Below are 12,998 nucleotides of genomic sequence, written 5' to 3'. Positions count from 1 at the left end.
CATAACAAGGAATGTGCCAACTAAAGTTGAAGCGTTTTAACTAGAGGCGAGATGTTCTTTGAAGAAGCCGAGTGTACGTTCCCAAGCGAGCGCCGCTTCTTCCGGTGCGTAGCGTGCTGTTGAGTCGTTATGGAAGCCGTGGTTGACGTTCTCATACATTAACGCTTGATACTGTGCGTCGGTTGCGATCAATTGCTGCTCATAAGCAGGCCATGTGTCGTTAACACGCTTATCGAGCCCTGCAAAGTGAATCATCAACGGCCCTTTGACTTGCTTTTGGATCTCTTGAGCCGCAGGTGTTCCATAGAAAGGCACACCTGCATCGAGTTCTTCTGGCATAACTGCTGCGAGCATGTTGACAATGTATCCACCGAAGCAGAATCCAACCGCGCCCAATTTACCGTTTCCACCCTCGTATTGTTTGAGGAAGTTAGCGGCTGCAATAAAGTCTTGTTCGATCTTGGCTCTGTCCATCTCTTTCTGCATTGCGCGACCTTCATCGTCGTTCCCCGGATAGCCGCCGAGTGGATAAAGCGCGTCTGGAGCGAAAGCAATAAAGCCGTCTTTTGCAAGTCGCCTAGCCACGTCTTTGATATAAGGGTTCAGACCTCGATTTTCATGAATCACCAACACGGTCGGCGATTTCAAGGTCTTCTTCTGTGGCATCACCAAATAACCACGCCCTTCTCCATACCCATTTGGAGATGGAAAGGTTTCGTAAGTTGCTTTGATGTCAGGATCGTTAAATGAAACTTGTTCTGCGAGTGCGTAATTCGGGGTTAGCGCGTCAACCAGTGCTGTCATGCTAAAGCCAAGCACAGCAAGGCCACCCAGCCTATTTAGAAACTCACGGCGCGAGATTTTTCCGTGGGCGTATTCGTCGTACCAATCGAAGGCTTCTTGCGGGATCGGATGAGAAGCCTTTTCACTAGGAGTGGTATGCTTTAGAACCATTATCCATGTCCTCTGTGTCTTACCATATGGGATTTTCTCATTCTCAAAAGCGCAGCGAGAAACGAACGCGATTGAGGCTAAAACTGCGGTTTCACCACTCTGATACGAAGCAAGGTGGTGAAACACATCATTGGCGAGCTAGGATCTTTTACCTTCTTCAAACAATAGATAATGGATTCAGATTCAACAACTTTGCGTCGTTGGTTTTACATTAATTGACAATAGTGCGTCATTGCTGGGCGCAATAGGCTTGCCAGTAAGAGAAGGCTCGTTCGAATGCTTTTTCTCTGTCGTGCATTTGTGCAAATAGCACCACTGTCATGGTGGCAAGAACCGTATTCGCCATTTGGTTCATGTCATCTTCTGACGTCCCAAACGGGCAGTTCGCAGGCATTGTCACCTCAGACAGCATTTGCTCCGTCCAGTAGTGCGATGTCACGCCGCTTGTTTGGCTTAACCAGACCGTTTGGCTTACTTTCGGGTTGTATTCTGACTCACCCGATTGTCCTTTGAAGGACACAACAGCATGAGCGGTTTGACCAATCTCGTATTCGACTTCAGCATGAAGTTGTTGGAATCCAGGATGGAAGCTACCACGAATACCAACCGTCGCCTGCCCCGGATTCAATGCTCGAACCACAGTATTAATCGGCGTTCTAAGCCCATAACGATTCTTCCAACCGATCATGGTTTCTGCTTGAGGAGCGAACGCACTGAGCGGCAGATACACGATGTTTTGTGTGTCTAAGACACGTTTTGCGTCTTCGGCTGATTCCGCTTTCTTGATAGCAAACTTGTCGAGGTAATCTTCAGCATGCAAACGACCAGATTGACGGTCGTGATAACCATGCATCAGCACTTTATGGCCATTATCGGCGAGGATCTTCGCTGCCAACAGGTGCCAAGGTTGACCTGCCGCTTCACGTTTACCTGCATAACATGGCCAGTCGATGTCTGCACCAATAGCAGGCATGCGGGATTGGAATGCTTTCACAAAGCCGGCGATTTCTTGTTGAGTCTCGTTCTGTACACGAATCAGCATCAATAACATTGCCATCTGATCGTCATCGCACTCACCGTTTAGGTATTCATCCATAACTCGAAACGCTTGGTCAAAGTTCAGTGGTTTTCTACCACGTTCGCCACGACCGACTGTTCTAATACATTCCAAAATGCTGCTCATATTCCCTCGTACTCCGTCACTGACTGTACGGTTTCTATTAGTTGTTCGCGCAGTTTGACAACTTCTCCCATCACAATCAATGCTGGGCTGATGCCTTTAAGTGTAATCGATAACTCATTGAGCTGATTGAGTTGGGTAACATGCACTTGTTGTTGAGGGCTGCAACCATGAGTGATGATCGCGACTGGAAAATCTTCTCTCAAACCAGAGCCTATTAAACTCGTTTGTATTTGCGATGACTTTTCTAACCCCATATAGAAGACTAACGTTTGTCCGCTTTGCATCAGTTGACTCCACGCTTCAAATGCGCCTGTTACCACTTGCCCTGTCACAAAGGTAACGCTGCGAGCAACGCCACGATGAGTCAGCGGAATCAAGCTGTTTGCTGAACATCCAATCGCAGCAGTAATACCAGGGATGACTTCGTAAGCGATTGAGTGTTTGACGAGTGCTAACGCCTCTTCGCCTCCACGGCCAAATACAAAAGGATCTCCCCCTTTTAAGCGTACAACTCGCTTTCCTTGCTGAGCGAGCGACACAATCAAATCACAGATTTCTTCCTGAGCAATGCTGGGTTGTCCGCATCTTTTGCCCACGTAAATCCAATCAGCTTGTGGCGAAGACAACTCCAAAATATCTTTGTTAACCAAACGGTCGTACAGCAGAACCTCTGCCGACATAATCGCTTTCACAGCCTTTACCGTTAACAAGTCAGGATCGTGCGGCCCTGCTCCGACAATCGAGACAAAACCTTTGTGGTTCGCGTCCAGGTCTAGTGAATGGTCTTCTAAAAGTTGTTTCAGTTTGCTTGCTTGATCATGCTTAGAAAAGCGAGACGAGCGTTCTTGTTTCTGACTCGCTTGTCCTTTCTTAACCCAAGACTTTTGATAAGGCGCTTCCATGTGCTTATCCTCTTTATGACTTACTTTATTTGAATCGCCAGACTTTGCTGGCTCGCTTGCTGTTTGCCCTTTTGATGCTGATGGCTGTCGACCATTTGTTTGATTTGAGAGACGCACGAGCCACAGTTAGTGCCGCATTTGAGTTTGTTTTGAAGCTGGGTCAGTGACGTGCAGTCTTGTTTCTCCATCGCGTCATGTATTTGTTTATCGGTGACACGGAAACAACTACAAACCAGTTTGGCACTGCTTTGCGATTGAGTGATGGTAAGCAGTTGCGATAGCTCCATCGGTTTGCCAATCAAGCCGGTAAAGTTGGTGTAGTCGGTTTGAATCGGTTCACTAGACACCACTAAAACAGAACGAATGATACGAACGTCTCCAACAAGGTCGTAATCCACTGCTAACCAACCTTGGGCAATATCTATCGTAATTCTGCGGCTCTTTTCCGTTCGACAAAAACTCTGCTTCTTTGGTCGCTTATCGTGTGCAAAGCGCCAAATGCCCAAATTGCTTTCTGCTTGAAATGCGCTGTAGAGAAATTTACCGGAATCAAACTGTGTACCGATGAACATACCGTAGGTTTTTACCGCCGCATCTTGCACTTCAACATAAGACGACTTAAACGCAGGCTGCCCGGAAATAGGGTCTTTTGCGCTGTTTACTATCGCGTTAACACTGCTTTCACCGCCATATCGACCCGCCCAGTGCATTGACATAAATAGCTCTTGAAAACCCAAACCTTCATCAATTGCAACTTTGGCATAAATACTGGTGTTTGAAGTAGGCTGAAACAGCTTGGTGAGTTGTCCTGCTTTTAAGCGATTTTGAGTAGCAGAGAGTGTGTTCATGTACACGGTTGGTTCTAACTCAGAGGCGGCAAGGTGTGCGATATGACCTGTGCGCGTCATGGTATGCCATTGATCACGTTGCCTGCCCGTATTGAGCCACCAGCCTTTTGTTCTTTCTAAACGCGTAGGAGATTCACTGGTCACGACAAAACGTGCTTTACCATCTGGGTGCGAATAGATGCCATCAGCAAAAGGACGCTCTCCTCCCCATTGTGTCGGCATCCACTCTTCGTATTCTTGCTCGGTTAAGTTCGCGTGTTGAGACAGGTCGAGCTTCAATGGCGAATCTGCATTCATGCCTGTCATCGCCGCATATTCCCTGAATACCGACCGCTCAGAAGTAAATGCAAAACCATTTTGTGTCTTTTCCAATGCACACAGAGCTTGTCCGACTTGGCTTATCGTCCACCAATCTGATTTTGCTTCACCCGGAGGCGTTTGAAACTGGCGCTGCCTTGAAAGTCGACGCTCAGAATTGGTCACCATGCCTTGCTTCTCCCCCCAGCCAGCGGCGGGTAGCAATAGGTCCGCGTAATGCGCTACATCCGAATCCGCTGTGATATCGGAAACAATCACAAACGGACAAATCTCTAGTGCACGTTTTACCAATTGGTTATCTGGCAAAGAGACAACGGGATTGGTTGCCATGATCCAGAGAACTTTAATCTCACCACGTTCTACCGCCTCAAACAGCTCAACGGCTTTTAAACCGGGCTGAGTGGCAATTTCTGGTGAATCCCAAAACGCCTGCACTTGCTTGATGGACTCTGCGTCAAAAGCACGATGTACCGCTAACTGGTTGGCCAATCCACCGACTTCTCGTCCGCCCATCGCATTCGGCTGACCTGTAATAGAAAACGGCCCGCAACCTGACTTGGCAATTTTGCCTGACGCCAAATGTGCATTAATAATGGCATTGCCTTTATCGACACCATTTTCGGCTTGGTTAACTCCTTGGCAAAACAGAGTGATTGCGGTTGGGCTTTGCGCAAACCAATGGAAGAATGTCGTGAGTTTTTCTTCTGAAATGCCAATGGAAGACGTTAGATTAGTGACATCGTAACGTGAGTCAGAGACTTCTTCTTTAAGTGTATCAAACCCGTCGGTATAGGAATTTATGTATTCAGAATCAATGCATTGCTGCTCAATAAGAAACTTAAGCAACCCATTAAAAAGTGATACATCCCCATCGTTTTTAATCGGTAGATGCAAATCCGCTTGCTGTGCAGTGACCGTTTCACGCGGGTCAATGACCACCAGCTTGAGGTTAGGATTGTTTTCTCTCGCTTGTTGAATACGTCGGAATAAAACAGGATGCGTCCAAGCGGTATTAGCACCGCAAATTATCAAGAGCTCAGTCTTATCAATATCGTCGTAATTGACGGGGACGACATCTTCACCAAATGCTCGTACATGAGCCGCAACCGCCGAAGACATACACAAACGGGAGTTAGTATCGATGTTTGCGCTGCCAACATAGCCTTTCATGAGTTTGTTGGCGACGTAATAGTCTTCCGTCAACAACTGACCAGAAACATACATAGCGACGGAATCAGGTCCAAACTCCGCTTTCGCTTGATGAATCTTTTCTGCAATTAGATCCGTGGCTTGTTGCCATTGTACTTCTTGCCCTTGAGGTCGCTGCTTGGTGACAAGCTTTGGATACAGCAAACGCGAAGGCATATTCAAGCTCTCTGCCAACGCGATGCCCTTTACGCACAGTGATCCCGCATTTGCAGGATGACACGTATCCCCAACGATTCCTTTCGCATTGACCTCGACACCACATCCAACACCACAATAGGGACAAGTGGTTTTTTTACATCCTTGCGACATTCCGCCCCCTGATTCTTTCCTTAGAATGACGAGCTACAAGCGAAAAAAAACCTCTCCCGAAACGAGAGAGGCTGCATTGCCTATAAAAGCTCAAAAAAGTAATACCCTATCCGCTTAACCGCCTGCTAAGGGAAAGCGGCGCATCGAGTTAACGATGAACGTTTATGTAAAGCAAGTGAGGTGCCAAGATTAAAAACCCTTACTATACAAAAGGTTAGCATAAAACCAATTATAGCAACGCAATGCTACGCACTGATTGTGTGCAAATTTCGGTCATTATCGTGCAGTATTACTTTACTAATTCCATAACTAACCTGGATTCTTCGTCACCAAAATAATGCGCTTCTTCTTCTAACGTTTTAAAGCCAAGGGAGAGGTATAAAGACAATGCAGGTTGGTTCTTAGGATCGACAGTCAATTTCACGCTTGAGCCTAACGTCAACGGCGCAATAACGTTTTCTAGGAGGGAACGCGCAATACCTTTACCTCTATGTTGAATATCGACGGCCAATGACATGATCCAATATTGATGTGCATTTGTGCTAGTCGTTAGCAATATATACCCTGCGACCTGCTCTCCCTCTTTTGCTACCAGTAAGCTCTCTCCCCAACAATCAAAAGCTTGCCGAAAGAAAAATTGAGGATAGGCGTGTTCTCCAAATAAAGTATTTTCGAGCTTATATATGGCAAATAAGTCCTCTTTTTGCGCAGACAAGATGTCCATTCAATGACTCCTTCTTTAACATGAATGGCAGCAGTATACCTAAATCTCATCTAAATGACGGGACACAAACATCTCAATTAAGTGCTTAAGAAATGTAATATTCTTCCTGAAAATTAGGCCTAACTCACTTAGAACATACATCCGTGATTAAGTTTTAACCGCAAAATCAAAAACCACACAAGATGAAAATTTCAACACATACAACCATTGAACGTATTAAATTTAAGAGCTTTATTCTGGTTAATTGAAAAATTCATAGTTGGATAATTTACAACCACCCCAAATTCACAGCATTATTCACCAAGCTTCGCGTGTGATAATAAACACTAAAACCTTTACCATTTTCAGCATTATTATTTTTATAAAAGCGAGTTTTAAAGTGAAAGAATCTCGAAATGCCTTAAATCCTAGTGAAATAAACACAACCACAGCTTGGTCAAAACATGATACACATTGGGTTCTTAGCCTATTTGGAACAGCCGTTGGCGCAGGCATCCTGTTTCTGCCAATTAACCTTGGGATTGGTGGTTTTTGGCCTTTAGTCGCGATGGCAGTACTTGCTTTTCCAATGACCTATCTTGCGCACCGTGGCTTAGCTCGTTTTGTACTATCTTCTAAGATCAAAAACGCAGACTTCACTGATGTAGTGGAAGAGCACTTCGGCGCAAAAGCAGGTCGTTCTATTTCACTGCTGTATTTTCTTTCGATCTTCCCGATCCTGTTGATATATGGGGTTGGAATAACAAACACAGTAGATAGCTTCATGGTAAATCAGGCTGATATGGCTTCTTTACCTAGACCTTTGCTTTCTGGCGTACTAGTGTTTGCACTAATTGCTATTATGATGGCGGGTGAAAAAGTAATGCTACGGGCCTTTGCCATCATGGTGTTCCCACTTGTTGCCATTCTTGCCTTTCTATCATTTTACTTAATACCGAACTGGACCATGCCTGTCATGGATGTGCCAGAAGCGTCAGCTTTTGCTAGCACTATGTGGTTAGCAGTTCCTGTAGTGATTTTCTCGTTTAGTCACGCAGCTGCAATTTCAAGCTTTGCAAATGTACAACGTCGCCATTACGGTAAGCAGGCAGATGCCAAATCCGAAGTTATTCTTCGTCGCACTAGCATCATGCTGATTGCCTTTGTTCTTATTTTTGTATTTTCCTGTGTACTAACACTGTCACCTGAACAATTGGCTCAAGCAAAAGAACAAAACGTATCCGTATTGTCTTACTTAGCGAACGCAACCGATAATCCATTTATTGCAACACTTGGTCCTTTAGTAGCGTTTGTTGCTATCACTTCATCTTTCCTTGGGCATTTTTTAGGTGCGCGTGAAAGCTTAAATGGTTTAATTAACAAGCATTTTAACCTATCTGAGAAGCGTGTTGATCGTATCAGCGTGGCAGCACTGTTCTTCTCAATCTGGGCGGCCGCGATCATGAACCCAAGTATTCTTGGTATGATGGAAGCATTGTCAGGGCCTGTTATTGCAATGATCTTATTTATTATGCCAATGTTAGCGGTGTATAAAATCGAGGCGATGAAACAATATCGAGGAAATGTCTCTACTTACTTTGTTCTAGCAGCAGGCATTGTGGCGGTAAGTGCATTGATTTTTAGCTTCTTCAGCTAATAACTAAAGACTAGCTTGGATTTTCAGGGGAATACCTTACACAAGGTTAAGGTGATTCCCTGAATTTTCTTACTCTTTAAAAGGTAATCATCGTTACCCTTGACTCTTAAATAAGAGCGAAAACACCCGCAATCATAAGTACTGAAGCGATGCAGGTACGGCCGATAATGCCGAAGTGCGAAGGTTGAATCATTTCATTATGCATAGTTAATCTCCTATTTATTATAAAAGCCATTTTTTATTGGCTTAATAACACTATGTCTAATATCCAGTTTTTTAACAACCCATACAAACATTAAATATTTATGACAGAAACGTAATTTTTTACACTTCGCCCTGATTTTGAGCGATGAATCCGCGGCTTAAATCATTAGATTGAGTCCACCGAATATGCTCGCCTACCTGTCATCGTTACCTTATCTATACCATCGCCTAATCATTGCATAAGTTTTCAATAGATTTTGTTTTATAAATCATAATATTATAGAGATCCTTCTCGTATCTCACTCCCAAAACACTTTGCCACTGGGAATCCATCCGCACTTAACCAACAAGAAATGGTAGACTTAACTGGTATTCGGTTAAGAGATCACATTTTATTAATACGCTCATGCACTTCTCAATTAAAAAACTGGCTTGCGCACTTTGTACTGCACTTGGACTTTTCTTGCATCCCACCAACGTACTGGCGAGTACCGAAAAGCAAGCTTATCTGGAAGAACACATTTCAGCAGAAAGCAAGCCCATGTTAAAACTCTACTTTCGCTCGATGGGTAAGCCGCGATCAATTCAAAAAGATGAGTTAAATGCGCCACAGAATGCATCAGCGGAGTCTCTTGCTCTGTATTACTTTGCACGAAAGTACCTTAAGCGTTACGAAGGCGTTCCATTACCGAAAGATATGCCCGATTTAATCGAATTCGGTAAAAAGCACCATTTGGAATGGGTCGTCGCTGAAGCACAGCTCAATAAGGCTGTAACAATGATTGAGCAAGACGATAACTGGAACGCAGAATTGTTACTCCATGACGTTGTTTCTACAGCCCGTGATCTTGGTTATCTAGCATTAGAAGGCCGTGCTTACCGCTGGTTAGGCAATCTAGAAGTATCTCGAAATCAACTACGCAGTGGCCTAAAATATTATCGCAATGCCTATGAGTTATTAGAAAAAACAGTATTTGAAATACAAGTCGCGATGACACTGAACAACATTGGGACGGTCTACATCGACGCATCAGATTGGGCTCGGGCCAACAGCTACCTAACGCAAGCTCTCGACACTTACCTAGAGAGCGAATATCAATACGATAATAGCTTTTTTATGGGGGTTATCTACGCAAACCTTAGCATCGTTCACTCGAGCCTCGGAGATAACAAAAAAGCGGAATATTATTTCAATGAAGCCATTCGACTTTCAATGCAAACGGGGTCTGACACAGTCAAGCACCACTCTTTATCCAGCTTTTCACAAATGTTGAGCTCGGTAGGAAAAATTGATGATGCATTAATGGTCGCACAACGTTGCGTAGACCTGCCCATTCCAAAAAATCTAGAAATGCTAAAAACGTCTTGTTACGAGGCATTTGCAGAGGCTTACCTCGCAAACAAACAATACGATAAAGCTATTACAACAGCGCTTAACGTTCTAGAACAAACCAAGTCAACCAGTGAATTAGAGCTGCGGCAGCGTATTGATATGCTTTCGGTACTGGTAAACGCTCATCAAATTCTTAATGACTATGAAGCCGCTTTTCATTATTTAACCCAATTAAGAGAGCTGGAGGCTGAGTTTTCTCATCATATTCATGGTGAAGAGATGATTAACATTAAGTTTGATCTCGAAGCTAAGTTAGCCCAGAAAGAACTCAAATTGCTAGAAACAAAAAATGCGCTACAAGCGTCTGAACTGCGTTCGCAGCGCTATCGAGAAATGTTCTACTTTATCGCTATTACGGCAATTGGTGTCGTTGGTTTTCGTTACGTACTGCGCGTTAGACGTATTAATAAAGCACTCACTCAAGAAAATACTACCGATCCGTTAACTCAACTGCATAACCGTCGCTATCTTCACATTTGGCTGGACAAAATGGCTCGTAGAAGCCCAGATAGAACATTTGCCTTAGCAGTTTTAGATGTTGATCATTTTAAAACCTTTAATGATCAATATGGACACGATATTGGCGATAAAATGCTGACTCATATTGCCACGCTATTTAATGAATCCACCCGCTCTGGTGACCTACTCATTCGTTGGGGTGGAGAAGAGTTTGTCCTATTATTCGAAGTACAGCGAGTTGAAGATTGCGCTAAGTTTTTGGAGCGATTGAGATATACTGTTGAAAACACGCCATTGGTGGTTGACTCTAAACCATTAAACGCGACAATTTCCCTTGGAGCAGTGGACAAACTGTCGGCACAAATAATTAAACAAGAATGGGATCAGTGGTTTTTCTTGGCAGACCAAGCTTTGTATGATGCGAAGCAAGCTGGCAGAAACCAGTTCATCATTCACCCTACATCATAAAAAAGCACACATGAAAAAAAATCTAATCATTATTACTTTTGCGCCTCTATTTCTTATGGCGTGCAGTAATCAGCAAGCATCTCAACTGGGAATGCGCAGCAGCAGTGTCAATGTATATGCCCAGCAAATGAGTAACACTCAACTATGTGAAACTCTCTACTACAACCGTGCAACCAACCAAACCAAAGTGGCGATTGGTGCTGAGTTCAATCGACGTGGATTAAACAAAAAGTGGTGTGATAAAGAATTCGATAAGTTGTACATTAAAAAATGGATTGATAACGTGCTGCCTAAGGAAAAAGCCGAACCTAAAAAACCAATGGCAACTATTCAACCCGCTTCAACTAAATAACTCCTCTCTTGAAGCAGACGGTACACTCGTATTTTCTGCTTTTCACTTTTCATGCATGTTCGATACGACATATAAAAACCTCATGGTTTCAGCAAATTAACAAAGACTTATGTTGTCCATCGAACTTTTAATGTAAACAAGTTGTAAATGGTTTTCGTCCTTATTCTTTGTCGTTAGCTTTGTTTGTTCCTGTTAGCGGAATATGAAACAGGAACTAAAAAATTCCAAACAAAGACATGAGGTCAAAAATGGAAATACGCATTAATCGCCTATTTGCTGCTATGTTGGCAGTAGGCATTGCACCTGCCGTCTCGGCGTTTGATCCACTCTATTCTGAACAATGGCACTTAGACAACACGGGGCAAACTGCGTTTGCGGCTAATCCTGCTGTTGCTGGGAACGACTTAAACACTAGGCTCACTCAGGCAATGGGGATTGCAGGTGTTGGTGTGAAAGTTGCCGTCATTGATTCTGGAGTGCAGATCGATCACCCCGACCTTGCAGGTAATATAGTTACAGGTAGCAGAAACTTCGTCGAAGACTCTTCATTCCCACCAAGTTATCCGGTTGATACTAATGGTCATGGCACTGCTGTAGCCGGTTTGATTAGCGCCGTCGGCAACAACGGTGAAGGCGGACGCGGTGTCGCTTATCACTCTTCCCTCATCGGTTTTAACTGGTTAGCCAACCAGACATTAGAAGGCTGGTTAATCTCCCATGGCATGGACCCAGCAACACGCGATGTTCGCGTATTTAACCAAAGTTACGGTTTCAGCCCTATAAACCCGATTACTTTTGATGAAAGCGACCCTCAACTAAAACTTGAAATGGACGTGATGAAAAACGTCAGCGAGAGTAACGACTGGGGTCGAGGTGCTGTATTTGTAAAGTCAGCAGGTAATGGTTACCGCTATTTCAATGCAGGGCGATTCTTCGTATTGCCAAGTAACTTCTTTGCTGGTGGAGACAATCAAGGCTTACCGATGCACAACTCTGCTCAGTCTTATGATAACGCCAATTACTTCAATTTAGTCACTAGTGCACTACGAGCGGATGGTACGCGAGCGAGTTACTCATCGGTGGGTTCGAACGTGTGGGTTGCAGCACCAGCAGGTGAATATGGGCAAGATTTCCCTGCTATGGTCACCACTGATTTAATGGGTTGTGAAGAAGGGCAAAATACCAGTGAAGGCCTTGGCATTAATGGGTTACACGGCGGAACGGAGCTCGATCCGAACTGTAACTATACCAGTACGATGAACGGAACCTCATCGGCTGCGCCAAACACATCGGGTGCCATCGCGGCAATCATGTCAACCAACCACGCACTTTCTGCTCGTGATGTACGTGCTTTACTAGCGGAGACAGCAAAAGTAACGGATAAAGCGCATCCAGGCGTACAGCTTGAATTTACTAACCATAAAGGTGAACAGGTTAGCTACGAGGCCATTGCCCCTTGGCAGAAAAACGCAGCAGGCGTAGATTTCCATACTTTTTATGGCTTCGGCGCTGTAGATTTAGATGAAGCGATGCAACGTGCTCGCATGACGAATCGTGTTTTACCAGCTCAAGTCATTACGCCATGGGTTAATAACGCTACAGAAGTAAGTGTACCCGATGCAAGTCTAGTTGGTGGTTCTTCAAGTATCGCCATTGCCGATGAGCTGACAGTAGAATCCGTTCAAGTGACATTGACATTGGACCACGCTCGTCTGCCCGACTTAGCTATTGAGCTCATTTCGCCATCAGGGACTCGTTCCGTTTTGCAAACACCGCGCAATGGTCTTGTTGGCCAATCTCTTGATCCAACGATTACAGGCTACAAAGATCAATTAATGTTGTCTAACCAATTTTATGGCGAAGATGCAAAAGGCGAATGGACGTTGCGAGCAATTGATACGAACGGCGATGAAGTCTATTCTTACATTGCATATTTCAACTCTTCCACCATCTATGACGTTCCGATGGCAAACAACGCTCAGCCCGGTGTTATTAAGAACTGGTCGATGCGCATATTTGGACACTAAGGAGTCAATAAC

The 12,998-nt window shown here is 44.4% G+C and carries 9 protein-coding genes; 4 read left to right on the top strand and 5 right to left on the bottom strand.

Features of this window, described 5'->3' with window-relative positions; genetic code table 11:
• Positions 1-36: 36 nt before the first annotated feature.
• From R7P80_RS19355 to R7P80_RS19335, 5 genes are all read right to left on the bottom strand, one after another.
• On the bottom strand, positions 37-954 hold the full coding sequence (locus tag R7P80_RS19355) for a dienelactone hydrolase family protein (protein ID WP_054578976.1): 918 nt from the start codon (positions 952-954) through the stop codon (positions 37-39).
• Positions 955-1,183: 229 nt separating this feature from the next.
• A complete protein-coding gene (locus R7P80_RS19350; RefSeq protein ID WP_213972159.1) occupies positions 1,184-2,137 on the bottom strand; it encodes a glycosyl transferase family protein in 954 nt (317 codons plus the stop codon).
• On the bottom strand, positions 2,134-3,039 hold the full coding sequence (gene cobA / locus R7P80_RS19345; protein ID WP_225491846.1) for a uroporphyrinogen-III C-methyltransferase: 906 nt from the start codon (positions 3,037-3,039) through the stop codon (positions 2,134-2,136). The genes R7P80_RS19350 and cobA overlap by 4 nt, the downstream gene beginning before the upstream one ends.
• 20 nt (positions 3,040-3,059) lie before the next feature.
• Complete coding sequence (locus R7P80_RS19340; RefSeq protein WP_225491847.1) at positions 3,060-5,723, bottom strand: nitrate reductase; 2,664 nt, start codon at positions 5,721-5,723, stop codon at positions 3,060-3,062.
• 289 nt (positions 5,724-6,012) lie between these two features.
• Positions 6,013-6,447 carry a GNAT family N-acetyltransferase gene (locus R7P80_RS19335; RefSeq protein WP_005375870.1) on the bottom strand — a complete coding sequence of 145 codons (435 nt, stop codon included), beginning with the start codon at positions 6,445-6,447 and terminating at the stop codon, positions 6,013-6,015.
• A 379-nt stretch (positions 6,448-6,826) separates the two neighbouring features.
• Between R7P80_RS19335 and R7P80_RS19330 the strand changes: the two genes are divergently transcribed.
• From R7P80_RS19330 to R7P80_RS19315, 4 genes are all read left to right on the top strand, one after another.
• Positions 6,827-8,083 (top strand): aromatic amino acid transport family protein, encoded by a 1,257-nt coding sequence (locus R7P80_RS19330; protein ID WP_017820237.1) that lies wholly within the window; start codon positions 6,827-6,829, stop codon positions 8,081-8,083.
• Positions 8,084-8,693: 610 nt separating this feature from the next.
• On the top strand, positions 8,694-10,607 hold the full coding sequence (locus R7P80_RS19325; protein ID WP_213965160.1) for a tetratricopeptide repeat-containing diguanylate cyclase: 1,914 nt from the start codon (positions 8,694-8,696) through the stop codon (positions 10,605-10,607).
• Positions 10,608-10,617: 10 nt separating this feature from the next.
• Positions 10,618-10,959: a hypothetical protein gene (locus R7P80_RS19320; protein WP_033906993.1), complete on the top strand. Its 342-nt coding sequence runs from the start codon at positions 10,618-10,620 to the stop codon at positions 10,957-10,959.
• Positions 10,960-11,207: 248 nt separating this feature from the next.
• Positions 11,208-12,986 (top strand): S8 family peptidase, encoded by a 1,779-nt coding sequence (locus R7P80_RS19315; RefSeq protein ID WP_225491848.1) that lies wholly within the window; start codon positions 11,208-11,210, stop codon positions 12,984-12,986.
• Positions 12,987-12,998: the final 12 nt, after the last annotated feature.

Source organism: Vibrio sp. 2092, assembly GCF_033339635.1.
In the GTDB taxonomy this organism is placed as follows: domain Bacteria; phylum Pseudomonadota; class Gammaproteobacteria; order Enterobacterales; family Vibrionaceae; genus Vibrio; species Vibrio alginolyticus.
This window is presented reverse-complemented; position numbering and strand designations above follow the sequence as displayed.

Coding starts and splice junctions, on each gene's coding strand:
- R7P80_RS19315 (WP_225491848.1), top strand. CDS start 11,208: ATGGAAATACGCATTAATCGCCTATTTGCTGCTATGTTGGCAGTAGGC.
- R7P80_RS19325 (WP_213965160.1), top strand. CDS start 8,694: ATGCACTTCTCAATTAAAAAACTGGCTTGCGCACTTTGTACTGCACTT.
- R7P80_RS19335 (WP_005375870.1), bottom strand. CDS start 6,447: ATGGACATCTTGTCTGCGCAAAAAGAGGACTTATTTGCCATATATAAG.
- R7P80_RS19350 (WP_213972159.1), bottom strand. CDS start 2,137: ATGAGCAGCATTTTGGAATGTATTAGAACAGTCGGTCGTGGCGAACGT.
- R7P80_RS19320 (WP_033906993.1), top strand. CDS start 10,618: ATGAAAAAAAATCTAATCATTATTACTTTTGCGCCTCTATTTCTTATG.
- R7P80_RS19340 (WP_225491847.1), bottom strand. CDS start 5,723: ATGTCGCAAGGATGTAAAAAAACCACTTGTCCCTATTGTGGTGTTGGA.
- cobA (WP_225491846.1), bottom strand. CDS start 3,039: ATGGAAGCGCCTTATCAAAAGTCTTGGGTTAAGAAAGGACAAGCGAGT.
- R7P80_RS19355 (WP_054578976.1), bottom strand. CDS start 954: ATGGTTCTAAAGCATACCACTCCTAGTGAAAAGGCTTCTCATCCGATC.